Below are 24,603 nucleotides of genomic sequence, written 5' to 3'. Positions count from 1 at the left end.
CAATGGCCACAGGATGGTTACTAGACAATGGTTCATGGTACTACCTCAACAGTAATGGCGATATGAAAGTTAGCCAATGGTTCCAAGTTAGTGGGAAATGGTACTATGTAGATGAATCAGGTATGCTTGCAGTCAATACAACAGTAAACGGCTATAGAGTCAATGCTAATGGTGAATTGGTAAACTAAATCTAACTGAATGAATCTTAATATTATTTTTTGATAGGATATTAAGGCTGAAAATAACTCCATAATCTCTAGCCAGATTTATTCTACTGGAGATTATGGAGTATTTTGTAATATAAGAGATAATGGAAGGATGAGCTAGTAACTCAACATACTTATATAATAGATTGAATCTAGAGTAGTACATAGTTACTGATGAAAAATCAACTGTTAAAGTGCCTGCTGGCAAATAATTACCTAACACAGGTTCAGCATCAAGTGCAGCACTTGCTAGTCTTGGTCTAGTGGTGGTAACAAGTGGTTTTGCTTTGCTAGGAAGAAAGGCTAGACGTAGAAAATAGGATAGCTAGAAAATTCTATTCTCTACTTAAAGTTAGATTATAAGGGGGATTTGGAGAAATCATCAATCCTAGTGATGGGTGAGAAAAGTGAGAACCCAAGATAATCGCACACTTTAGCTGAAAAGGGATATTCTATCAATGTAACCAGTCTCTTCTGTCTCTAACTGTGGAATAGAAGATGGGCAATATCGGATAGAAAAGCTAGCAGAATAGCTCTATTGAAGAGAGGAGGGAAACCGAAAAATTGGGTGCCCCTCCTCTTTTTTGGTATAATAGAAGATAGAAAACGAGGTTAGAAGAGATGATTTTTGATACACATACACACTTGAATGTAGAAGAATTTGCGGGTCGTGAGGCAGAAGAAATTGCCTTAGCTGCTGAGATGGGTGTGACACAGATGAATATTGTGGGTTTTGATCAACCGACGATTGAGCGTGCCTTGGAGTTGGTAGATGAGTATGACCAGCTCTATGCGACTATCGGTTGGCACCCGACAGAAGCAGGGACTTACACAGAGGAAATTGAAGACTACTTGCTTGATAAGCTCAAGCATCCTAAGGTGGTTGCCTTGGGTGAGATTGGTTTAGACTACCACTGGATGACATCGCCAAAAGAGGTGCAGGAACAGGTTTTTCGCCGTCAGATCCAGTTATCTAAGGACTTGGATTTGCCTTTTGTTGTCCATACCCGTGATGCGCTGGAAGATACCTATGAGATTATCAAAAGTGAGGGCGTTGGTCCTCGAGGTGGTATCATGCATTCTTTCTCAGGAACTCTTGAATGGGCAGAGAAGTTTGTCGCGCTTGGAATGACCATTTCCTTCTCAGGAGTGGTGACTTTTAAGAAGGCAACTGACCTCCAAGAAGCAGCTAAAAAGTTACCTGTGGACAAGATTTTGGTGGAAACGGATGCGCCTTACTTAGCACCTGTACCCAAGCGTGGTCGTGAAAACAAAACAGCCTATACTCGCTATGTAGTGGACTTTATCGCTGACTTGCGTGGGATGACGACAGAAGAGCTGGCGGTAGCAACGACTGCAAATGCAGAACGAATTTTTGGATTGGACAGCAAGTAATGAAAGAAAAAATTTCTCAAGTCATCGTGGTTGAAGGTCGCGATGATACAGCCAATCTCAAACGTTACTTCGATGTAGAGACCTATGAGACACGAGGTTCTGCCATCAATGAGCAAGATATTGCACGTATTCAGCGTCTACATGAGCTTCATGGAGTCATTGTCTTTACAGACCCAGATTTTAATGGGGAGCGGATTCGCCGCATGATTATGACGGCCATCCCAACAGTTCAGCATGCCTTCCTCAAACGAGATGAAGCTATTCCTAAGTCCAAAACCAAGAGCCGTTCCCTGGGAATTGAGCATGCCAGTTATGAAGACCTGAAAATGGCTCTAGCTCAGCTGACAGAACAATTTGAACATGAGAGTCAGTTTGACATTAGTCGTAGCGACTTGATTCGCCTTGGTTTTCTAGCAGGGGCAGACAGCCGTAAGCGTAGAGAATATCTGGGAGAGGCTCTCCGAATCGGCTATTCTAACGGCAAGCAACTCCTCAAGCGCTTAGAGTTGTTTGGGGTCACCTTGGCAGAAGTGGAAGAAGCTATGAAATCTTATGAGTAGGAAAGATGTGACTGTTACAATTTTTTAAGTTCACAGTATTTTTCGAAGCAGGTAGAAGAGGAGGCGTCTGATGTTAATTGGTCAAAAAATTAAAGAGATTCGGATAGAAAAAGGAATTAGTCGTCCAGATTTTTGTGGAGATGAGCAAGAACTGACGGTTCGTCAACTGTCGCGAATTGAAAGTGGAGCTTCGCAACCAAGTTTGCCCAAGTTAGACTATATTGCTCGCCGGCTAGGAGTTCCAGCTTATAGCCTTATGCCGGATTTTTCTGCTCTTCCTCCTGCTTATTTGGAATTGAAATACCAGATTTTACGTGAACCAATCTATGGTAAAGAAGAGGAGTACGATAAGAAAGAAGCGTGTTTGGAAGAGATTTATAAAACATACTTTGATAATCTTCCTAAAGAAGAACAATTAGCATGTGAAGTATTGCAGGCGTGTTTAGATACTTCTAGAACTAGAAGGCCTGAATATGCAGAGTTAATACTTGAGGAACATATGCCTCAGATTATAGAAAAAGAAGCTTATTCAATAAATGATATGTTGTTGATTCGTTTCTTTTTTTATCAAATGCTTATTAGAAAAGATCTTGCCAAATTTATAAATCAAATCGAAAAGCTAATGCTCTTTCTTTTGGAACAGAAGAAGGTAACTCAAATAGAGAATTACTTTATAATTAGAGATACTCTTATTTCAGGAATGTGTTGTCTTGAAAAGGTAGGAGTAACTGATTGTTTTAATGATTATCTATCGTGTTTACAAGAAATTATGGATAAAACTCAAGATTATCAAAAGAAACCTCTTGTATTTATGTTTTTGTGGAAGCAAGCATTAAGAGAAGAAAGAGATTTTAGTTTAGCTGAATCATTTTATCAGTCTTCTAAAACATTTGCGCAGCTAATTGGAGATGAATTTCTAGTAAAGAAATTGACAGAGGAATGGCAAGAGGATGTCAAAAAATATTTATAAACATAGTGAATCAGTGACAAAAATGTCCTTGTTCTCGCATCAAAACAGTTCTAAAGTTCGTCTTTAGAGCTGTTTTTTAGATATAAGCTAAAAATGACACGAAATGGTTAGATTTTAAGGACATTGATGTCCTTGGAGTTTATTTAAGAATAATTTATAATTAATTAAAATGTGAAAGGAGATTACAGTATGAACTTTTCTATTTTATTTAGTTACTTGGTTGTTTAAATAAAATTCAATCTACTATAGTAAAATATCTAAAAAATTCGATTTTTTCTTTGACAACAAATAATAAAAATGATATTCTTATCATATAAGAAATCGGTTTCAAAAAAGAGAGAGGAGGATTTATTTTGTTGCTATGAAAAAATTAAAAAAATACCTTCCATTCTTTTTCTGTCTACTATACCTAATACACGGAATACTTGATTTATCAACTTTAAATATTTTAGGTGCAATCTTTAAAATTATAATTAGTACTTTGGGTATAATAGTTACATATCCGTTTTATAAAGAAGGAAACGAATAATTTAAAGAAATAATTCTGTACTCAGTCTTATTTAGTTGTTCTCATAGTAGTAGGAATAATCCGTGTTTACCATTTGCGAGTAATAAACAATAATCCTAAAAAAGTCTCTGACAACTAGTGATTGATTTTTCTCGGATTAGTTTCACACAATTGTTTATACGAATGATTGGAGATTATGTTAAATTTACTTTGTGGTATTTTGCAATCAGAGTACATCAAATAGGCACCTTTTTATGTGTCCTTCGTTTTATAATAGGGTAAGAATATTTATAAACATAGTGAAGCAGTGACAAAAATGTCCTTGTTCTAGCATTGAAACAGTTCTAAAGTTCGTCTTTAGGACTGTTTTTTTAGATATAAGCTAAAAATAATATGAAAGAATTAGATTTTAAGGACATTGATGTCCTTGATAGTTCTTGAAAAAACGGATATAATATATTTGAAGATGTTGCTAGTAGAAAGAACTTAATAAACTTCTTAACATGGCGGTGACTGTGGTCACCTTCTCACTAAGTGACCAAGTAACTTTTTGGAGGAAATGATGAAACGCTTATTTATTTTGATTTCAATGGTATTAGTATCGCTTTATATGGTGATAAATTCCGTTGATCATCGAGAAGAGATTTTATTTGGTAACTATCCCTCTGTTGATGTGATGGGTACTGGGCTAGACCAATCAGTAGCTGATCGAGAAAAGCTGACAGAGGCTTTGAGTCACTTGGCGGTAGAGTACAATAGTCTCATCGCTCGTCGGATTGTTGAGCCAAATGAAGCTGGAGAAACACGCTTTACCTATGCCACTTATGGTCAGGGAGAGCTTCCAGAAGGTCTGACCATTTCCTCCAAGGAGAGTGCAGAAACGAGTGATTTATTAGGGTCTTACTTGATTGTATCAGGAAGTTTGGATGGAGTGAGCTTACAGACCGCCCTGCAAGAACTTGGTTATAATGGTGTTGTCTCGAATAGAACAGAGGCATTTTCGATGGTCGTCCTCTTGTCTGCTACCCCAATGGGGCTACTGAGTCTAGCTATTTTTCTGCTGACTTTTATGAGTCTGACCCTGATTTATCGGATCAAGTCTCTTCGTCAGGCAGGGATTCGCTTAATCGCTGGTGAGAGCTTGTTTGGGGTGGCTCTCAGACCAGTGTTAGAAGATGTGAGACAGCTTATCTGCTCAGTGCTGCTATCCAGTCTTTTGGGATTGGGGATTCTCTGGTATCAAGGTGCCTTGTTTATGGCAACGGTGCAACTGGTCATCATTGCTCTTCTACTTTATGGATTGACTCTGGCAGGGATTTCTACCTTACTAAGTGTCGTCTATCTACTTGGTTTACAGGAAAATAGTCTGGTGGATCTATTGAAAGGGAAACTCCCTCTCAAACGTATGCTGACATTGATGATGGTGGGGCAACTCTTAGCCGTACTGGTGGTCGGATCGAGTGCGACTGCTCTCCTACCCCACTACCGTGAAATGCAGGAGATGGAGAGAGCTAGCGATAAATGGAGCCAGTCCTCAGACCGTTACCGTCTATCCTTTGGTTGGTCTAGTGCATTTGCCGATGAAGAAGGAATGCGTAAGGATAATCGTGAGTGGCAGACATTTACTGAAGAGCGGTTAGCCAATACAGACTCTTTTTATATTATGAGCAATGTTGACAATTTCTCAGATGGAGCAGAAGTGGACCTAGATGGCAATCGTCTCAGTGACTACACACCGTCAGGGAATGTTATCTATGTCTCACCGCGCTATCTGATAGAAGAAAAGATTACCGTTTCTTCAGAGTTTATGGACAAGATGCAAAACTTGTCTGAGGGAGAGAGTTTGGGCTGATCTTGCCTGAGAGCTTGCGAGAGCAGTCTGCCTACTATCAAAGATTATTTACAGATTACCTGCAAAGATTTTCATCTGAAAGTGTAGAGGCGACGAGTCAGAAACACTACCTTCCACAGTTAAGGCTAGCTTTTACAGAAACAGGACAGGAACGTTTCCTCTATAATGATGGGTACAAGACAACACGTCAGTACCTAAAAGATCCGATTATTGTAGTTCTAACGCCGCAAGCGACTGGAACAAGACCTGTTGCAGGGATGTTGTGGGGAACTACGGCTAATAGTGCCTTGAAGCTAGATCGATATGGAGACAGCATTACCGCTCTAAAAGAGCAAGGTCTGTATCACAAGGTCTCTTACTTGGTAAAAAGCCAGCTATTTTTTGCGAAGGTACTAAATGACAAACGGGTGGAGTTTTACTCTCTCCTTATTGGGACGATTTTGACCCTGTCTACGGCTATCTTGTTATTTGATTCCATGAATCTTCTCTATTTTGAGCAGTTTAGACGGGAGCTTATGATTAAACGTCTTGCTGGTATGACAATCTATGAGCTTCATGGCAAGTACTTACTGGCGCAAGGAGGAGTTCTCTTGCTTGGCCTAATCCTATCTAGTGTTTTGACAGGAGATAGCTTGATTAGCGCTTTAGTTGTAGCTTTATTTACGCTTAACGCTCTGTTGATTTTAGTAAGGCAGGACAAAAAAGAAGAAGCTGGTAGCATGGCAGTATTGAAAGGAAAATAAGATGATTGATATTCAAGGATTGGAAAAGAAATTTAATGACCGCGCGATTTTCTCTGGTTTGAATCTCAAGCTGGAGAAGGGCAAGGTCTATGCCTTAATCGGAAAGAGTGGAAGCGGAAAGACGACTTTGCTGAACATCTTAGGCAAACTAGAAAAGATAGATGGAGGAAAGGTTCTCTATCAGGGGAAAGATTTAAAAACCATTCCCACTCGTGAGTATTTTCGAGACCAGATGGGCTATCTCTTTCAAAATTTTGGCCTCTTAGAAAACCAATCAATCAAAGAGAATTTGGATTTGGGCTTTGTTGGTCAGAAAATCTCAAAAGTAGAACGTTTGGAAAGGCAAGTGGAGGCTTTAGAAAAAGTTAATCTAGGGTATTTGGATCTAGAACAAAAAATTTATACTTTATCTGGGGGAGAGGCCCAACGAGTTGCCCTTGCGAAGACTATTTTGAAAAATCCACCCTTGATTTTGGCAGATGAACCAACAGCAGCTCTTGATCCTGAAAATTCAGAGGAGGTTATGAATCTCTTGGTGGGCTTGAAAGATGAAAATCGAATGATCATCATTGCGACCCATAATCCCCTAGTCTGGAATAAGGCCGATGAAATCATTGATATGAGGGAGCTTGCTCATGTGTGAAAAAATCCGTATTCGCAGGGTATCTGATTATCCCAGTGCCAGAGGTGGTTTAGAAGATATTCTCATCATGGAAAATATGACCAATCATCTCCTTTTGGTTCAAATCCGAGTGAATGGCTATTTGCTTGATTTTGCTAGTATTGAAGGTCAAAGGCAAAAGCATTATCGTTTGAAAAATTTACCTCAAGCGGTTGAACTGACAGTGGACGACGTGGAGGAGGATGTAGATTTGACCCTACCTGAAAATCGAAGTTATCAAGAAGCTGATTTTTTTGAACGTATGTTTCGAGAGAACCGCTAAGGTCACTTTTAAAGATTTCCAAGACTATCTTTCTTCACGAGGAAAGATAGTTTTTTGGTATGATTTTCACCCCCAAAATACAAGGGGAATGTGTTACAATAGTAGTAACAGATAATAGAAAAGAGAATAGATGAGAATTGCAGATTATAGCGTGACCAAGGCAGTGCTGGAGCGTCACGGTTTTACATTTAAAAAATCCTTCGGACAAAATTTCCTGACGGATACCAATATCCTACAAAAAATCGTGGATACGGCTGAAATTGATGACCAGGTCAATGTCATCGAAATCGGGCCAGGTATTGGTGCCTTGACGGAGTTTCTGGCTGAGCGTGCGGCTCAAGTTATGGCTTTTGAGATTGACCACCGTTTGGTACCGATTTTGGCGGACACCTTACGTGATTTTGATAATGTAACCGTAGTTAACGAGGACATTCTTAAGGTTGACTTGGCGCAACATATCCAGAATTTTAAAAATCCTGACCTGCCAATCAAGGTAGTGGCTAACTTGCCATACTACATCACGACACCTATTCTCATGCACTTAATCGAGAGTGGGATTCCTTTTAGTGAGTTTGTGGTCATGATGCAAAAAGAAGTGGCGGACCGTATCTCCGCTCAGCCGAATACCAAGGCATATGGCAGTTTGTCAATCGCTGTGCAGTATTACATGACTGCCAAGGTTGCCTTCATCGTGCCTCGTAGGGTCTTTGTGCCAGCGCCAAACGTGGACTCTGCTATTTTGAAAATGGTGCGCCGTCCAGAACCAGCCGTAGCAGTGGAAGACGAGAACTTTTTCTTTAAGATTTCCAAGGCAAGTTTCACCCATCGCCGAAAAACCTTGTGGAATAACTTGACAGGTTACTTTGGCAAGACTGAAGAAGTTAAGGACAAGCTGACCAAGGCTTTGGATCAGGCAGGCTTGTCACCAAGTGTGCGTGGGGAAGCTCTCAGCTTGGAAGAATTTGCCAGTCTAGCAGATGCACTTAAAGGGCAAGGACTCTAAGATGCAGGGACAAATCATTAAAGCCTTGGCTGGGTTCTACTATGTAGAGAGTGAGGGTCAGGTTTATCAGACACGAGCGCGTGGGAATTTCCGTAAAAAAGGCCATACCCCTTATGTTGGGGACTGGGTAGATTTCTCTGCCGAGGAAAATTCAGAAGGCTATATCCTCAAAATTCACGAACGGAAAAACAGTCTGGTTCGTCCGCCTATTGTCAATATCGATCAAGCTGTAGTAATCATGTCCGTCAAGGAACCTGATTTTAACAGCAATTTGCTGGATCGTTTCTTGGTTCTTTTGGAGCACAAGGGCATCCATCCCATTGTCTATATTTCCAAAATGGATTTGTTGGAAGATAGGGGAGAACTGGATTTTTACCAGCAGACCTATGGTGACATCGGCTATGACTTTGTGACCAGTAAAGAGGAACTCCTGTCTTTGTTAACAGGCAAGGTTACGGTCTTTATGGGGCAGACAGGTGTTGGGAAGTCAACTCTTCTCAATAAAATCGCACCAGACCTCAATCTTGAAACGGGAGAAATTTCAGACAGTCTAGGTCGCGGTCGCCATACCACTCGAGCTGTTAGTTTTTACAATCTCAACGGGGGTAAAATCGCAGATACACCAGGATTTTCATCCTTGGACTATGAAGTATCAAGGGCTGAAGACCTCAATCAGGCTTTCCCAGAGATTGCTACTGTTAGCCGAGATTGTAAGTTCCGTACTTGTACCCATACCCATGAGCCGTCTTGTGCCGTCAAACCAGCTGTTGAAGAGGGTGTTATTGCAACCTTCCGTTTTGACAATTACCTGCAATTCCTTAGTGAAATTGAAAATCGTAGAGAAACCTATAAAAAAGTCAGCAAAAAAATTCCAAAATAAGGAGAAACCTATGTCTCAATACAAGATTGCTCCGTCAATTCTGGCAGCAGATTATGCCAACTTTGAACGTGAAATCAAACGTCTAGAAGCAACTGGGGCAGAATATGCCCATATCGATATCATGGACAGTCATTTTGTGCCACAAATCAGTTTTGGTGCAGGTGTGGTTGAAGCACTTCGTCCACATAGTAAGATGGTCTTTGATTGCCACTTGATGATAGCTAATCCTGAACATCATCTGGAAGACTTTGCGCGTGCAGGTGCGGATATCATCAGCATCCATGTAGAAGCGACACCTCATATTCATGGTGCCCTCCAAAAAATACGTTCACTCGGAGTTAAACCTTCGGTTGTCATTAACCCTGGTACGCCTATTGAAGCGATTAAGCACGTTCTTCATCTAATTGACCAAGTTTTAGTCATGACAGTTAACCCAGGCTTCGGTGGGCAAGCCTTTCTACCTGAAACCATGGATAAGGTCCGTGAGTTGGTTGCACTTCGTGAGGAAAAAGGTTTGAAATTTGAGATTGAAGTGGATGGTGGGATTGATGATAAAACGATTGCTCAAGCCAAAGAAGCTGGTGCGACCGTTTTTGTAGCAGGATCCTATGTCTTTAAGGGAGATGTCAATGAGCGAGTACAAACTCTCAGAAAACAACTGGACTAGGGTTGCCGTTTTTGCAGGCGGAGACCGTGGTCATTATCGGACGGACTTTGATGGTTTTGTTGGTGTGGATCGGGGCTCGCTATGGGTCCTGGAAGAAAACCTTCCTATTGCTCTAGCGGTTGGGGATTTTGATTCTGTGACCGAAGAAGAGCGACAGGTGATTCAAAAACGTGCTCAGCATTTTGTTCAAGCCCGACCAGAAAAAGATGATACTGATTTGGAATTGGCTCTCTTGACTATCTTTGAGCAAAATCCTCAGGCTCAGGTCACTATTTTCGGTGCTTTGGGTGGTCGTATTGACCATATGCTGGCTAATGTCTTTCTGCCTAGTAATCCCAAGTTGGCGCCCTATATGCGCCAGATAGCGATTGAAGATGGACAAAACTTGATTTCCTATTGTCCAGAAGGAACCAGTCAGCTAGAACCTCGTTCAGACTATGACTACCTAGCCTTTATGCCAGTTCGGGATAGCCAGCTGACTATTATTGGTGCCAAGTATGAGTTGACAGAGGAAAATTTTTTCTTTAAAAAAGTGTACGCTTCTAACGAATATATAGATAGGGAAGTTTCGGTGACTTGCCCAGATGGCTATGTGGTCGTGCTGCATAGTAAGGACAGGAGGTAGGATGGAAAGTTTACTTGTTCTATTATTGATTGCCAACCTAGCTGGCCTCTTTCTGATTTGGCAAAGACAAGATAAGCAGGAAAAACATCTCAGCAAGAGCTTGGAGGATCAGGCAGATCACTTGTCAGACCAGTTGGATTACGGTTTTGAACAAGCCAGACAAGCCAGGCAGTTAGATCAAAAAGACTTGGAAGTAGCTGTCAGCGACCGTTTGCAAGAAGTGCGAATCGAATTGCACCAAGGTCTGACGCAAGTCCGTCAAGAAATGACAGATAATCTCCTCCAAACCAGAGATAAGACCGACCAACGTCTCCAAGCCTTGCAGGAATCAAACGAGCAACGTTTGGAACAAATGCGCCAGACAGTCGAGGAAAAACTAGAAAAGACCTTGCAGACACGCTTGCAGGCTTCCTTTGAGACAGTTTCCAAACAACTGGAGTCGGTCAATCGTGGCCTGGGGGAAATGCAGATAGTTGCCCGCGATGTCGGCGCCCTCAACAAGGTTCTCTCTGGAACCAAGACACGAGGGATTCTGGGAGAATTGCAACTGGGGCAAATCATCGAGGATATCATGACCCCTGCCCAGTACGAACGAGAATACGCAACAGTTGAAAACTCCAGTGAACGAGTGGAGTATGCCATCAAGTTACCCGGACAAGGCGACCAAGAATATGTCTACTTACCGATTGACTCTAAGTTTCCACTGGCAGATTATTATCGCTTAGAAGAAGCCTATGAAGCAGGTGACAAGGACGAAATCGAACGCTGTCGTAAGTCGCTCCTAGCCAGCGTCAAACGCTTTGCAAAGGATATTAAGAGCAAGTACATAGCACCACCTCGGACGACCAATTTTGGAGTTTTGTTTGTCCCGACAGAAGGTCTCTACTCAGAAATTGTCCGCAATCCTGTCTTCTTTGATGATTTGAGGCGGGAAGAGCAGATTATTGTTGCAGGTCCAAGTACCCTATCAGCCCTTCTTAACTCCCTATCAGTTGGATTCAAAACTCTCAATATCCAAAAGAGTGCCGACCATATCAGTAAGACTCTTGCCAGCGTCAAGACCGAGTTTGGCAAGTTTGGTGGTATTCTGGTAAAGGCACAAAAACATCTCCAACATGCCTCTGGCAATATTGATGAATTATTAAACCGTCGTACCACAGCTATCGAGCGGACGCTCCGTCACATTGAGTTGTCAGAAGGTGAGCCTGCGCTTGATCTACTCCATTTCCAAGAAAATGAGGAAGAATATGAAGATTAGTCACATGAAAAAAGATGAGCTGTTTGAAGGTTTTTACTTAATCAAATCAGCTGACCTGAGGCAAACTCGAGCTGGGAAAAACTACCTAGCCTTTACCTTCCAAGATGATAGTGGCGAGATTGAGGGGAAGCTCTGGGATGCCCAACCTCATAACATTGAGGCCTTTACCGCAGGTAGGGTTGTCTACATGAAAGGGCGCCGAGAAGTTTATAACAACACTCCACAGGTCAATCAAATCACTCTCCGCCTGCCGCAAGCTGGTGAACCCAATGACCCAGTTGATTTCAAGGTCAAGCCACCGGTTGATATCAAGGAAATTCGTGACTACATGTCGCAAGTGATTTTCAAAATTGAAAATCCTGTCTGGCAACGGATTGTCCGAAATCTCTACACCAAGTATGATAAGGAATTCTACTCCTATCCAGCAGCCAAGACCAACCACCATGCCTTTGAAACAGGCTTGGCCTATCATACGGCGACCATGGTGCGCTTGGCAGATGCCATTAGCAATATTTATCCTCGGCTCAATAAGAGCCTGCTCTATGCGGGAATTATGCTACATGACTTGGCCAAAGTTATCGAGTTGACGGGACCAGAACAGACTGAGTATACAGTGCGAGGCAATCTTCTTGGACATATCGCTCTCATTGATAGTGAAATTACCAAGACAGTTATGGAGCTCGGCATTGATGATACCAAGGAAGAAGTCGTTTTGCTCCGCCACGTCATTCTCAGTCACCACGGCTTACTTGAGTATGGAAGTCCAGTCCGTCCACGCATTATGGAAGCAGAGATTATCCATATGATTGACAACCTGGATGCAAGCATGATGATGATGTCAACAGCTCTTGCCTTGGTAGATAAAGGAGAGATGACCAATAAAATCTTCGCTATGGATAATCGTTCCTTCTATAAACCAGATTTAGATTAATAATTTAAGAAAAATGAGCATTTTTTAGGATAAGAATGTTCGTTTTTTTATGTAAATATGGTATAATAAGTAAAAGACAAAAATGAATACTCTTCGAAAATCTCTTCAAACTAGGGTAGTACCGCCTTGTCGTATGTATATATGCAGGTATATTACAGGATTTGTCAGTTCTATCGACAATCTCAAAACAGTGTTTTGAATCACCAGCGACCAGCTTTCTAGTTTGCTTTTTGATTTTTTGAATAAAAATGGAATAGGAAATAGAAATGAAATTAAGAAGAAGTGATCGGATGGTTGTCATTTCCAACTATTTGATTAATCATCCTTATAAACTAACTAGTCTCAATACTTTTGCTGAAAAGTATGAATCTGCTAAATCATCCATCTCAGAGGATATCGTGATTATCAAACGCGCCTTTGAGGAAATCGAAATCGGTCACATCCAGACTGTGACTGGGGCTGGCGGAGGTGTTATCTTTACACCATCAATCTCAAACCATGATGCTAAGGAAATGGTTGAAGACTTGCGTGCCAAGTTGTCAGAAAGTGACCGTATCTTGCCAGGTGGCTACATCTACCTGTCTGATTTACTTAGCACACCAGCCATCTTGAAAAATATTGGTCGCATTATTGCCAAGAGCTTTATGGATCAAAAAATTGACGCGGTTATGACAGTAGCAACCAAGGGTGTGCCACTTGCAAATGCAGTTGCCAATGTCCTCAATGTCCCTTTTGTCATTGTGCGCCGTGACCTGAAAATTACCGAAGGTTCAACGGTTAGCGTCAACTATGTATCCGGTTCAAGTGGTGACCGTATCGAGAAAATGTTCCTTTCAAAACGGAGTCTCAAGGCAGGTAGCCGTGTCTTGATTGTGGATGACTTCTTGAAAGGCGGCGGAACTGTCAATGGGATGATTAGTCTCTTGCGCGAATTCGACTCAGAATTGGCAGGTGTAGCGGTCTTTGCGGATAATGCCCAAGAAGAACGTGAAAAGCAGTTTGAATACAAGTCACTCTTGAAGGTAACCAATATTGATGTCAAGAACCAAGCCATCGATGTTGAGATTGGTAATATTTTTGACACAGAAGAATAAAGGATAAAGGTTGGAACGGTTGTCCCAGCCTTTCTTTGCAAATAGAATAGAAGGAAACTTATGAAAACACCATTTATTAATAAAGAAGACTTAGAAGCGATTGTAGCCGAGTTCCCAACTCCCTTTCACTTATATGATGAGAAGGGAATTCGTGAGAAGGCAAGAGCCGTCAACCAAGCCTTTTCGTGGAACAAGGGCTTTAAGGAATATTTTGCAGTTAAGGCTACTCCAACCCCAGCTATTTTGAAAATTATCCAAGAGGAAGGCTGTGGTGTGGACTGCTCTAGTTACGTAGAGCTTTTGATGAGCCATAAACTGGATTTCCCTGGTTCTGAGATTATGTTCTCTTCAAACAATACGCCAGATAAGGAATATGCCTATGCGCGTGAATTAGGTGCGATCATTAACTTGGATGCCTTTGAAGATATTGAACATTTGGAGCGAGCAGCAGGCATTCCAGAAATCATCTCATGTCGTTATAATCCTGGAGGCGTTTTTGAACTGGGGACAGACATTATGGATAATCCTGGGGAGGCTAAGTTTGGTATGACCAAGGATCAACTCTTTGAATCCTTTGCCATCTTGAAGGAAAAAGGAGCCAAGACTTTTGGGATTCACTCCTTTCTAGCATCCAATACTGTCACCCATCTCTATTATCCAGAGTTGGCGCGTCAGCTTTTTGAATTGGCTGTTGAAATCAAGGAAAAGCTGGGTATTTCACTAGACTTTATCAATCTTTCCGGGGGTATTGGAGTCAACTATCGTCCTGAGCAGGAGCCAAATGATATCGCCTTGATTGGTGAGGGAGTTCGTAAGGTGTATGAAGAGGTTCTTACGCCAGCAGGTCTTGGTCAGGTCAAGATTTTCACCGAATTGGGTCGTTTTATGCTGGCACCTCACGGTGCTTTAGTCACAAGAGTCACTCATAAGAAGAAAACCTACCGTACCTATCTAGGTGTGGATGCATCAGCAGTCAACCTCATGCGTCCAGCTATGTACGGAGCCTACCACCATATTAGCAACATGACTCATCCAGATGGACCAGCTGAAGTGGTAGATGTGGTTGGTTCACTCTGTGAAAACAATGATAAATTTGCAGTCAATCGCGAACTGCCTTATACAGAAATCGGTGATTTGCTGGTCATTCATGATACAGGTGCCCACGGTTTTTCAATGGGCTACCAGTACAATGCCAAACTTCGTTCTGCGGAAATCCTTTATACTGAAGAAGGCAAAGCCCGTCAAATCCGCCGTGCAGAGCGCCCTGAAGACTATTTTGCAACCTTGTATGGTTTTGATTTTGAAGAATAATCTGAGAATAGATTGAAAATGAAATTGAAAAACAGATTGCTTTCTAAAAAATAGGTAAAAATCTTGTTTTTCCTTCAAGTCGTGATATAATAAAACTATAAAACGTTTTCAAGGAAGGTGACGATATGTCTGAAGAAACAATTGATTATGGACAAGTGACAGGAATGGTGCATTCGACAGAAAGTTTTGGGGCGGTAGATGGCCCTGGTATTCGCTTTATTGTCTTTTTACAGGGCTGTCACATGCGTTGCCAGTATTGCCATAACCCAGATACTTGGGCTATGGAGTCCAATAAATCACGTGAACGGACGGTAGATGATGTCTTGACAGAAGCCTTGCGCTACCGTGGTTTCTGGGGAAATAAGGGCGGGATTACAGTCAGCGGAGGAGAAGCCCTCTTGCAGATTGATTTCCTGATTGCCCTTTTCACCAAGGCTAAGGAACAAGGAATCCACTGTACCTTGGACACCTGTGCCCTTCCTTTCCGTAATAAACCACGTTACCTTGAAAAGTTTGACAAACTCATGACTGTCACTGACTTGGTTCTCTTAGATATCAAGGAAATCAACGAAGAACAGCACAAGATTGTTACTAGCCAAACCAATAAAAATATCTTGGCCTGTGCCCAGTATCTATCAGATATTGGAAAACCTGTCTGGATTCGCCACGTGCTAGTTCCAGGATTGACAGACAGAGACGATGACTTGATTGAACTTGGTAAGTTCGTCAAGACTCTTAAAAATGTGGATAAGTTTGAAATTCTGCCTTATCACACCATGGGTGAGTTTAAATGGCGTGAATTGGGAATTCCCTATTCCCTCGAAGGGGTTAAACCACCAACAGCAGACCGCGTGAAAAACGCTAAACAACTCATGGATACCGAAAGTTACCAAGACTATACGAAACGTGTACATGGATAGAAAAGAAGCCTGATGGAAACATCGGGCTTTTGACTTGCAAAAAGACTTAGCAAATCAGCTAAGCCTTTTTCTTCTTATCTCGAACGTTGTTTTCCAGCGTTGCGATTTTTGTGTTTTTTCTGGCTTGTGATAGCAGTTGGTTGTTCAGGGGTAACGTCTTTTCGTCCACTTGGTTTAGAGAAAGCACTTGCTTTTGGTGGGTTCTTGGCTAGTTCTTCACGGACTTTTTTGCGAAGTTTTGGACGAACGATATAGTTGACGATAAACTGTTGGAGAATCATCATGAAACCACCGACAACCCAGTAAAGTGTGACACTAGCTGGTGAGAAGAGGGAGAAGACGACGATCATGAGTGGGCTCATGTAAATCATTTTCTTGATTTGTTCTCTTTGCATTTCATCTTCTACTCCGTGAAGTGAAAGGAGCGATTGAAGATAGTAAAGGACACCAGCACAGGCAACCAAAATCATACTTGGAGAACCTAGAGGAATGCCTAGGTAGCTTGCTTGAGCAACCCCTTCAGTATGTTGGGCAGCAAAGTAGATAGCAGAGAAGAAAGGCATTTGAAGGAGGATAGGGAAACATCCTACACCACCAAACATGCTGATGCCGTGCTCTTTTTGAGCGGCAAAGAGGGCTTGTTGGGCTTCGAGTTTTTCTTCTTGAGTAGTTGCTTCTTTGAGACGTGTTTGGTGTGGCTCAAGGACATGCTTGAGAGCGTTCATCTTTTCAGAGTGAAGCGTTGCCTTCCATGATTGGTAGATACCAAGTGGTAAGATAATCAAGCGTACGATAATGGTTACGATAATGATAGCGACACCAAAGCCTAGACCTTTATCAGTAGCGAAGTACTTGATGGCTTCAGCCATAGGCGCTCCGATCGTATTCCAAATAAATCCTGTTGGCTGACCTGTGGTTTTATCGACATTGACACAGCCAGTCAAGACAAGCAACATAGCCACTCCCATAGCCGAGAATGCAAAACGTTTAATAGATTTCACTGTTTTTATTCCTTCTTTAAAAATTATACCTTTCTATTCTACTGTTTTTTTACAAAATATACAATAGTTCTGGAGACCTAATTTGCGATTTTAAAGTCAGAGTAGGGAGGAAAGTTGCTTAGTTTGACATCTAAGTAGCTTACTTTTGAAAAAGGTGTCGGTCCTTTTCGGATTTCTTGGATAAATTTTGCCATGATAGCAGATGAGTCTGCTTGGGCTAAGATTTCCACTGTGCCATCGTCGTTATTCCATACCCGACCTGTGATGCCACCAATTTCAAGTGCCAAGCTGTAAACACCCCAACGAAAGCCGACTCCTTGCACCCTACCTTGGGCAATCATTCTAACCTTTTGCATACCAAACCCCTTTGATTGTGTTATAATATTTCTATGACTATTATAAGCTCAAAAGCCAATTCTGTGGTAAAAAATGCCAAGAAATTACACCAAAAAAAATACCGCAAGTCTGCTTATTTGATTGAAGGCTGGCACTTGTTTGAAGAAGCTGTCCAAGCTGGAGTGACGATTGAGAAAATCTTTGCCCTAGAAAATTACCGAGATCAGTTAGCTGCTTTTCCGCAAACTGTCTGGGTGTCAGAGGATATTTTGCTAGATTTGGCGGATTCTCAGACCCCACAGGGAATTGTTGCGGTGGTTCAAAAAGAAGAAGTAGGACAAGCTGACTTTAGTCAGGGCAAGTTCTTGTTTTTGGAAGATGTGCAAGATCCTGGTAATGTAGGAACCATCATTCGAACTGCGGATGCAGCAGGCTTTACAGGAGTGATTGTTTCAGATAAATCGGCAGATATCTACAGTCTCAAAACCCTACGTTCCATGCAAGGCAGTCATTTTCATCTGCCTATTTACCGGATGACTAGCCAAGCGCTCCTTAAGGAAACCAAAGAGGCAGCTATCCCTGTGCTAGCTACAACCCTATCTAAAGATTCTGTTGATTACAGAGAACTGCCTCCTATAGAAAATTTTGTACTAGTCATGGGAAATGAGGGCCAAGGAATTAGTCCCCTTATGGCTGAAAGTGCAGACCAGTTGGTCCATATTAGCATGAAGGGGCAGGCGGAGAGTTTGAATGTTGCCATTGCAGCTGGTATTTTGATTTTCCATTTAAGCTAATTTTAACTTTTTTTGTTATAATCAAGGAAAGATGTTCATAGAAAAGGAGAAAAGATGAATCACACTATTATACATGACCGTGTAGGTCTCAATCAATTTTACGCTAAGGTATATGCCTTTGTTGGTCTGGGAATCGGACTATCTGCTTTGGTATCAGGCCTTATGTTGACGGTCTTTCAGTCTCAGTTGCTTTACTTTTTGATGCAGGGGCGTCTCTGGTTGACCATTGCAACCTTTGCAGAATTGGCCTTGGTTTTCGTTGCCAGTAGCATGGCTTCAAGAAATAGTCCAGCTGCTCTTCCAGTATTTTTGCTATACTCTGTTTTAAACGGTTTTACCCTTAGTTTTGTGGTAGCCTTCTATACTCCGGGTACAGTTTTATCTGCCTTTGTATCGAGCGCCCTTCTCTTCTTTGTCATGGCTGCAGTTGGTATCTTCACCAAGAAAGATTTGAGCGGTCTTGGTCGAGCTATGATGGCGGCTCTGATCGGTTTGATTATTGCTATGATAGTCAATATTTTCTTGTCTAGTGGTTTCTTTGATTATATGATTAGCGTAGCCATGGTCTTGGTTTTCTCAGGACTGATTGCTTGGGATAACCAAAAAATTCGCCTTGTCTATGAACAATCGCAAGGTCGTGTAGCGACAGGCTGGGTGGTGTCAATGGCTCTCAGTATCTATCTTGATTTTATCAATCTCTTCCTAAGTATTTTACGTATCTTTGGTCGTAATGATTAAAAGGTCTATAAAATCAGTGTTTTGAGTGACACTGATTTTTTTAAATTTTCTCTTTTCTTTTCTTGGAAATAGGTGTATAATGTTTTTAACTAATTTTTGAGGAGTAGCCTATGAAGAAAAGTTTTATCCACCAACAAGAAGAAATTTCCTTTGTCAAAAATACTTTTACCCAGTATTTGAAAGATAAGTTAGAAGTTGTCGAAGTTCAAGGTCCTATCTTGAGTAGGGTCGGTGATGGGATGCAGGACAACTTATCAGGTGTGGAGAATGCCGTATCGGTCAAGGTTCTCCAAATCCCTGATGCTACTTATGAAGTGGTGCACTCCCTTGCTAAATGGAAACGCCACACCTTGGCTCGTTTTGGCTTTGGTGAAGGAGAGGGTCTCTTTGTCCACATGAAAGCCCTTCGTCCAGATGAGGATTCCTTGGATGCAACCCACTCTGTTTATGTTGACCAGTGGGACTGGGAGAAGGTTATCCCAAATGGACAACGAAACATTGCCTACCTAAAAGAAACAGTTGAGAAGATTTACAAGGCTATTCGCCTGACTGAGCTAGCTGTTGAAGCCCGTTATGACATCGAGTCTATCTTGCCAAAACAAATCACCTTTATTCATACAGAAGAATTGGTAGAACGCTACCCAGACTTGACACCGAAAGAACGTGAAAATGCGATTTGTAAAGAATTTGGAGCCGTCTTTTTGATTGGTATCGGTGGCGAGTTGCCAGATGGTAAACCGCACGATGGACGTGCACCAGACTATGATGACTGGACAAGCGAGTCTGAAAATGGCTACAAGGGTCTAAATGGTGATATTCTTGTCTGGAATGAATCTCTGGGTGGAGCCTTTGAGTTGTCTTCTATGGGGATTCGTGTAGATGAAGAAACCCTTCGCCGTCAGGTTGCCATCACAGGTGATGAAGACCGCTTGGAATTGGAATGGCACAAGGCTTTGTTGAACGGCCTATTCCCATTGACAATCGGTGGAGGAATTGGACAATCTCGTATGGCCATGTTCCTACTTCGCAAGAGACACATCGGAGAAGTGCAAACAAGTGTTTGGCCTCAAGAAGTCCGCGATACTTACGAAAATATTTTGTAGAGAATCGAACCGCAAGGTTCGGTTTTCTTTCTCTTTTTGTCTATAATTTGGTATAATAAACAGTATGAAAATCGTATCAGGAATCTATGGGGGACGTCCCCTCAAGACACTAGAGGGCAAGACGACAAGGCCTACTTCAGATAAGGTTAGGGGCGCCATTTTTAACATGATTGGTCCCTACTTTGAAGGGGGACGAGTCTTGGACCTTTATGCAGGTAGTGGTGGTTTATCTATCGAAGCAGTATCGCGTGGCATGTCCAGCGCTGTTTTGGTGGAGCGAGACCGTAAGGCTCAGACCATCGTGGCTGAAAATATCCAGATGACCAAGGATGTTGGAAAATTTCAACTCCTCAAGATGGATGCAGAAAGGGCATTGGAGCAGGTATCTGGGGAATTTGACCTTATTTTCTTAGACCCTCCTTATGCCAAGGAACAAATGGTAGCAGATATTGAAAAAATGGCTGAGAGAGAGCTTTTTTCTGAAGATGTCATGGTTGTGTGTGAGACGGATAAGGCCGTTGAACTTCCAGAAGAAATTGCCTGCCTGGGTATCTGGAAGGAAAAGATTTATGGAATTAGTAAGGTGACAGTCTATGTCAGATAAGATTGGCTTATTCACAGGCTCATTTGATCCGATGACAAATGGGCATCTGGATATGATTGAACGGGCGAGCAGACTTTTTGATAAGCTCTATGTTGGTATTTTTTTTAATCCCCACAAACAAGGATTTCTCTCTATCGAAAGTCGTAAACGGGGGTTAGAAAAGGCTTTGGAACATTTGGGGAATGTTGAAGTCGTGTTTTCTCATGATGAATTGGTTATTGATGTTGCAAAAAGACTGGGGGCTACTTGCCTAGTGCGTGGTTTGAGGAATGCAGCGGATTTGCAATATGAAGCCAGTTTTGATTACTACAACCATCAGCTGTCTCCTGATATAGAGACCATTTATTTACATAGCCGACCTGAACATCTCTATATTAGTTCATCAGGCGTTAGAGAGCTTTTGAAGTTTGGTCAGGATATTGCTTGCTATGTTCCCGAGAGTATTTTGGAGGAAATAAGAAATGAAAAAAAAGATTAGATGGCCCTTATATGTCATTGCGGCCTTGATTGTGACCTTCTTGGCATTTGTGGTGCCTTTGCCCTACTATATAGAGGTTCCAGGTGGTTCGGAAGATATTCGCCAAGTCCTCAAAGTCAATGACACAGAAGATAAGGAAGCTGGGGCCTATCAATTCGTTACGGTTGGTGTCCAGCACGCTACTTTAGCCCATATGATTTATGCGTGGTTGACGCCTTTTACAGATATTCGTAGTGCCCAAGAGACTACAGGTGGCTCTTCCGATGTTGAATTTATGCGGATCAATCAATTCTACATGCAAACATCACAAAATATGGCCAAGTATCAAGGTCTAAAAACAGCTGGTAAGGATATCGAGCTCAAGTACTTTGGGGTTTATGTCTTGAATGTGACGGATAATTCAACCTTTAAAGGGATTCTCAATATCTCTGATACGGTCACAGCAGTCAATGATCAGACCTTTGATAGTTCCAAGGACTTGATTGATTACGTCAGTTCTCAACAATTAGGGGACTCCGTCAAGGTGACCTATGAAGAGGATGGGCAAACTAAGTCTGCAGAAGGAAAGATTATCACCTTGGAAAATGGCAAAAATGGAATTGGAATCGGCTTGATTGACCGTACAGAAGTAACCAGTGATGTCCCAATTAGTTTTTCAACAGCTGGTATTGGCGGCCCAAGTGCTGGTCTCATGTTTAGTCTAGCTATCTATACTCAAATAGCTCACCCAGATCTTCGTAATGGTCGTATTGTTGCTGGTACAGGTACCATTGACCGCGATGGGAATGTGGGGGATATTGGAGGTATTGATAAAAAAGTTGTAGCTTCGGCTAGGGCAGGTGCCGCTATTTTCTTTGCCCCTGATAATCCTGTTAGCGAAGAAGAACAAAAAGCACACCCGGATGCAAAAAACAACTACCAAACAGCCCTAGAAGCATCCAAAACAATCAAGACAGATATGAAAATCGTGCCCGTTAAAACCCTACAAGATGCAATTGATTACTTGAAAAACAATCCCTAGTTTTTAAGTGAAGTTTCCAAACTAGCGCACAAACAGAGAAGATGGTATAATAGTCAAATGGTTCAATTATTATTCACTCTAAGCAGTCACATGCTCTTTATTTATGTGAGTTTTTACCTTTTAAAGGATCTTGTTAGATGGGAAAAGGTTTTAAAAGTGACAGCTGAGAATACAAGAAAAGTTCGTTTATTAGTAGGTTTTTTCAGCATTGTAATGGGCTATATCTTGAGTTCTTTCTTTATCAGCCTGTATCATTTGTGGCAAGAAGCGCTTAGAGGATTATTATAAAATCAAGAGTAAAGGAAACGAGTATGGACAAAATTGTGGTTCAAGGTGGCGATAATCGTCTGGTAGGAAGTGTAACCATCGAAGGAGCAAAGAATGCAGTCTTGCCCTTGTTGGCAGCGACTATTCTAGCAAGTGAAGGAAAGACAGTCTTACAGAATGTACCGATCTTGTCGGATGTCTTTATTATGAATCAGGTGGTTGGTGGTTTGAATGCCAAGGTTGACTTTGATGAGGAAGCCCATCTTGTTGAGGTGGATGCTACTGGCGACATCACTGAGGAAGCCCCTTACAAGTATGTCAGCAAGATGCGCGCCTCCATCGTTGTATTAGGGCCAATCCTTGCCCGTGTGGGTCATGCCAAGGTATCCATGCCAGGTGGTTGTACCATTGGTAGCCGTCCTATTGATCTTCATTTGAAAGGTCTGGAAGCTATGGGGGTTAAGATTAGTCAGACAGCTGGTTACATCGAAGCCAAGGCAGAACGCTTGCATGGCGCTCATATCTATATGGACTTTCCAAGTGTTGGTGCAACGCAGAACTTGATGATGGCAGCGACCCTAGCTGATGGGATGACAGTGATTGAAAATGCTGCGCGTGAGCCTGAGATTGTTGACTTAGCCATTCTCCTTAATGAAATGGGAGCCAAGATCAAAGGTGCTGGTACAGAGACTATAACCATTACTGGTGTTGAGAAACTTCATGGTACGACTCACAATGTAGTCCAGGACCGTATCGAAGCAGGAACCTTTATGGTAGCTGCTGCCATGACTGGTGGTGATGTCTTGATTAAAGACGCTGTTTGGGAGCACAATCGTCCCTTGATTGCCAAGTTGCTTGAAATGGGAGTGGAAGTGACGGAGGAGACTGAAGGAATTCGCGTTCGCTCTCAACTAGAAAATCTAAAAGCTGTTCATGTGAAAACCTTGCCCCACCCAGGATTTCCAACAGATATGCAGGCTCAATTTACAGCCTTGATGACAGTTGCAAAAGGCGAATCAACCATGGTGGAGACAGTTTTTGAAAATCGTTTCCAACACCTAGAAGAGATGCGCCGCATGGGCTTGCATTCTGAGATTATCCGTGATACAGCTCGTATTGTTGGTGGACAGCCTTTGCAGGGAGCGGAAGTTCTTTCTACTGACCTTCGTGCCAGTGCAGCCTTGATTTTGACAGGTTTGGTAGCACAGGGAGAAACTGTAGTTGGTAAATTGGTTCACTTGGATAGAGGTTACTACCGTTTCCATGAGAAATTGGCGCAGCTAGGCGCTAAGATTCAGCGGATTGAGGCAAGTGATGAAGATGAATAAGAAATCAGGTTACGTAATCAAGCGTTTACTTTTAGTCATCCTGGTACTGATTTTAGGTGCTCTGGCTCTAGGAATCGGTCTAATGGTCGGTTATGGAATCTTGGGCAAGGGTCAAGATCCATGGGCTATCCTGTCTCCAGCAAAATGGCAGGAATTGATTCATAAATTTACAGGAAATTAGGCTGGGAGACCAGTCTTTTTCTAAAGATAAGGAGAAATATGAACAAAAAAACAAGACAGACACTGATTGGTTTGCTAGTGTTATTGCTCTTATCTGCGGGGAGCTATTATATTAAGCAGAATGAACTAGGCAATCAGGCTGCTAAGACAAAAATAAGTCAGAAAAGTCAATCACCAGACGCGCCTGGTCAAGAATTGGCGGAAAGTGTCTTAACAGACGCAGTCAAAAACCAAGTAAAAGGGAGTCTGGAGTGGAACGGATCAGGTGCTTTTATCGTCAATGGTAATAAAACAAACCTAAATGCCAAGGTTTCAAGTAAGCCCTACGCTGATAATAAAACAAAGACGGTGGGCAAGGAGACCGTACCAACCGTGGCTAATGCCCTCTTGTCTAAGGCTACTCGTCAGTACAAGAATCGTGAAGAAACTGGGAATGGTTCGACTTCATGGACTCCTCCAGGCTGGCATCAAGTCAAGAATCTAAAGGGCTCTTATACCCATGCAGTCGATAGAGGTCATCTGTTAGGCTATGCCTTAATCGGTGGTTTGGATGGTTTTGATGCCTCGACAAGCAATCCTAAAAACATTGCTGTTCAGACAGCCTGGGCAAATCAGGCGCAGGCCGAGGATTCGACTGGTCAAAACTACTATGAAAGTAAGGTGCGTAAAGCCTTGGATAAAAACAAGCGTGTCCGTTACCGTGTAACCCTTTACTACGCTTCAAACGAGGATTTAGTTCCTTCAGCTTCACAGATTGAAGCCAAGTCTTCAGATGGAGAATTGGAATTTAATGTTCTAGTTCCCAATGTTCAAAAGGGGCTTCAACTGGATTACCGAACTGGAGAAGTAACTGTAACTCATACTCAATGAAAATCAAAAAGCAAAC

General features: G+C 42.1%; 27 protein-coding genes and 2 pseudogenes. 27 read left to right on the top strand and 2 right to left on the bottom strand.

Annotated features, from left to right (window positions below):
- From HT723_RS00400 to pflA, 17 genes and pseudogenes are all read left to right on the top strand, one after another.
- Positions 1–188 (top strand): choline-binding protein A (locus tag HT723_RS00400; protein ID WP_080572910.1); only part of this gene is annotated, 188 nt, incomplete at its 5' end.
- A gap of 203 nt (positions 189–391) precedes the next feature.
- Positions 392–526 (top strand): annotated as a pseudogene (locus HT723_RS00395) (LPXTG cell wall anchor domain-containing protein); the annotation flags it as partial.
- 301 nt (positions 527–827) lie between these two features.
- Complete coding sequence (locus tag HT723_RS00390; protein ID WP_172934422.1) at positions 828–1,601, top strand: TatD family hydrolase; 774 nt, start codon at positions 828–830, stop codon at positions 1,599–1,601.
- Positions 1,601–2,161 carry a ribonuclease M5 gene (rnmV, locus tag HT723_RS00385; protein ID WP_172934421.1) on the top strand — a complete coding sequence of 187 codons (561 nt, stop codon included), beginning with the start codon at positions 1,601–1,603 and terminating at the stop codon, positions 2,159–2,161. Before HT723_RS00390 ends, rnmV begins: the two co-directional genes overlap by 1 nt.
- Before the next feature lie 70 nt (positions 2,162–2,231).
- The gene (locus HT723_RS00380; RefSeq protein WP_172934420.1) at positions 2,232–3,131 is read left to right on the top strand and encodes an XRE family transcriptional regulator; all 900 of its coding nucleotides are present in this window, start codon (positions 2,232–2,234) and stop codon (positions 3,129–3,131) included.
- A gap of 1,070 nt (positions 3,132–4,201) precedes the next feature.
- Positions 4,202–6,234: pseudogene (locus HT723_RS11345) on the top strand (bacteriocin-associated integral membrane family protein).
- A 1-nt stretch (position 6,235) separates the two neighbouring features.
- Complete coding sequence (locus HT723_RS00365; protein WP_172934418.1) at positions 6,236–6,877, top strand: ABC transporter ATP-binding protein; 642 nt, start codon at positions 6,236–6,238, stop codon at positions 6,875–6,877.
- Positions 6,870–7,178, top strand: a complete 309-nt coding sequence (locus HT723_RS00360) for a hypothetical protein (RefSeq protein ID WP_172934417.1) — start codon at positions 6,870–6,872, stop codon at positions 7,176–7,178. The genes HT723_RS00365 and HT723_RS00360 overlap by 8 nt, the downstream gene beginning before the upstream one ends.
- 130 nt (positions 7,179–7,308) lie before the next feature.
- The gene (gene rsmA / locus HT723_RS00355; protein ID WP_172934416.1) at positions 7,309–8,181 is read left to right on the top strand and encodes a 16S rRNA (adenine(1518)-N(6)/adenine(1519)-N(6))-dimethyltransferase RsmA; all 873 of its coding nucleotides are present in this window, start codon (positions 7,309–7,311) and stop codon (positions 8,179–8,181) included.
- A gap of 1 nt (position 8,182) precedes the next feature.
- A complete protein-coding gene (gene rsgA / locus HT723_RS00350) occupies positions 8,183–9,061 on the top strand; it encodes a ribosome small subunit-dependent GTPase A (protein ID WP_172934415.1) in 879 nt (292 codons plus the stop codon).
- 10 nt (positions 9,062–9,071) lie between these two features.
- Positions 9,072–9,728, top strand: coding sequence for a ribulose-phosphate 3-epimerase (gene rpe / locus HT723_RS00345; protein ID WP_138702762.1), 657 nt, complete (start codon positions 9,072–9,074; stop codon positions 9,726–9,728).
- A complete protein-coding gene (locus HT723_RS00340) occupies positions 9,691–10,353 on the top strand; it encodes a thiamine diphosphokinase (RefSeq protein ID WP_000006133.1) in 663 nt (220 codons plus the stop codon). Before rpe ends, HT723_RS00340 begins: the two co-directional genes overlap by 38 nt.
- Position 10,354: 1 nt before the next feature.
- A complete protein-coding gene (locus HT723_RS00335) occupies positions 10,355–11,611 on the top strand; it encodes a DNA recombination protein RmuC (protein WP_172934414.1) in 1,257 nt (418 codons plus the stop codon).
- Positions 11,601–12,542 (top strand): 3'-5' exoribonuclease YhaM family protein, encoded by a 942-nt coding sequence (locus tag HT723_RS00330; protein WP_172934413.1) that lies wholly within the window; start codon positions 11,601–11,603, stop codon positions 12,540–12,542. The genes HT723_RS00335 and HT723_RS00330 overlap by 11 nt, the downstream gene beginning before the upstream one ends.
- Before the next feature lie 266 nt (positions 12,543–12,808).
- Positions 12,809–13,636 (top strand): pur operon repressor, encoded by an 828-nt coding sequence (purR, locus tag HT723_RS00325; RefSeq protein ID WP_007284882.1) that lies wholly within the window; start codon positions 12,809–12,811, stop codon positions 13,634–13,636.
- Positions 13,637–13,696: 60 nt separating this feature from the next.
- Positions 13,697–14,947, top strand: a complete 1,251-nt coding sequence (locus HT723_RS00320; protein ID WP_100104503.1) for a diaminopimelate decarboxylase — start codon at positions 13,697–13,699, stop codon at positions 14,945–14,947.
- Positions 14,948–15,072: 125 nt separating this feature from the next.
- Complete coding sequence (pflA, locus tag HT723_RS00315) at positions 15,073–15,867, top strand: pyruvate formate-lyase-activating protein (protein WP_172934412.1); 795 nt, start codon at positions 15,073–15,075, stop codon at positions 15,865–15,867.
- Positions 15,868–15,941: 74 nt separating this feature from the next.
- Here the strand turns inward: pflA and yidC are convergent, their stop codons facing one another.
- Positions 15,942–16,868 (bottom strand): membrane protein insertase YidC, encoded by a 927-nt coding sequence (yidC, locus tag HT723_RS00310; RefSeq protein ID WP_100104504.1) that lies wholly within the window; start codon positions 16,866–16,868, stop codon positions 15,942–15,944.
- 77 nt (positions 16,869–16,945) lie between these two features.
- Entirely contained in the window at positions 16,946–17,224 is a 279-nt protein-coding gene (locus tag HT723_RS00305) for an acylphosphatase (protein ID WP_001174613.1), read from the bottom strand.
- Positions 17,225–17,257: 33 nt separating this feature from the next.
- Here HT723_RS00305 and HT723_RS00300 point away from each other — a divergent pair, with 33 nt between their 5' ends.
- From HT723_RS00300 to HT723_RS00255, 10 genes are all read left to right on the top strand, one after another.
- The gene (locus HT723_RS00300) at positions 17,258–17,998 is read left to right on the top strand and encodes an RNA methyltransferase (RefSeq protein ID WP_172934411.1); all 741 of its coding nucleotides are present in this window, start codon (positions 17,258–17,260) and stop codon (positions 17,996–17,998) included.
- 54 nt (positions 17,999–18,052) lie between these two features.
- A complete protein-coding gene (locus HT723_RS00295) occupies positions 18,053–18,736 on the top strand; it encodes a Bax inhibitor-1/YccA family protein (RefSeq protein ID WP_023933293.1) in 684 nt (227 codons plus the stop codon).
- A 110-nt stretch (positions 18,737–18,846) separates the two neighbouring features.
- Positions 18,847–19,839 (top strand): aspartate--ammonia ligase, encoded by a 993-nt coding sequence (gene asnA / locus HT723_RS00290; RefSeq protein WP_050107540.1) that lies wholly within the window; start codon positions 18,847–18,849, stop codon positions 19,837–19,839.
- Between the two features lie 64 nt (positions 19,840–19,903).
- On the top strand, positions 19,904–20,443 hold the full coding sequence (gene rsmD / locus HT723_RS00285) for a 16S rRNA (guanine(966)-N(2))-methyltransferase RsmD (protein WP_050251651.1): 540 nt from the start codon (positions 19,904–19,906) through the stop codon (positions 20,441–20,443).
- Positions 20,433–20,921, top strand: coding sequence for a pantetheine-phosphate adenylyltransferase (gene coaD, locus HT723_RS00280; protein ID WP_054388450.1), 489 nt, complete (start codon positions 20,433–20,435; stop codon positions 20,919–20,921). Before rsmD ends, coaD begins: the two co-directional genes overlap by 11 nt.
- Positions 20,905–21,942: a SepM family pheromone-processing serine protease gene (locus HT723_RS00275; RefSeq protein WP_138699177.1), complete on the top strand. Its 1,038-nt coding sequence runs from the start codon at positions 20,905–20,907 to the stop codon at positions 21,940–21,942. The genes coaD and HT723_RS00275 overlap by 17 nt, the downstream gene beginning before the upstream one ends.
- A 57-nt stretch (positions 21,943–21,999) precedes the next feature.
- Positions 22,000–22,230, top strand: coding sequence for a DUF1146 family protein (locus HT723_RS00270; protein WP_023933289.1), 231 nt, complete (start codon positions 22,000–22,002; stop codon positions 22,228–22,230).
- Positions 22,231–22,253: 23 nt separating this feature from the next.
- Positions 22,254–23,537, top strand: coding sequence for a UDP-N-acetylglucosamine 1-carboxyvinyltransferase (murA, locus tag HT723_RS00265; protein WP_172934410.1), 1,284 nt, complete (start codon positions 22,254–22,256; stop codon positions 23,535–23,537).
- Complete coding sequence (locus HT723_RS00260; protein ID WP_171035987.1) at positions 23,530–23,718, top strand: DNA-directed RNA polymerase subunit beta; 189 nt, start codon at positions 23,530–23,532, stop codon at positions 23,716–23,718. The genes murA and HT723_RS00260 overlap by 8 nt, the downstream gene beginning before the upstream one ends.
- 38 nt (positions 23,719–23,756) lie before the next feature.
- On the top strand, positions 23,757–24,587 hold the full coding sequence (locus HT723_RS00255; protein WP_023936731.1) for a DNA/RNA non-specific endonuclease: 831 nt from the start codon (positions 23,757–23,759) through the stop codon (positions 24,585–24,587).
- Positions 24,588–24,603: the final 16 nt, after the last annotated feature.

The organism is Streptococcus sp. 2106, assembly GCF_013277315.1.
In the GTDB taxonomy this organism is placed as follows: Bacteria; Bacillota; Bacilli; order Lactobacillales; family Streptococcaceae; genus Streptococcus; species Streptococcus pseudopneumoniae.
This window is presented reverse-complemented; position numbering and strand designations above follow the sequence as displayed.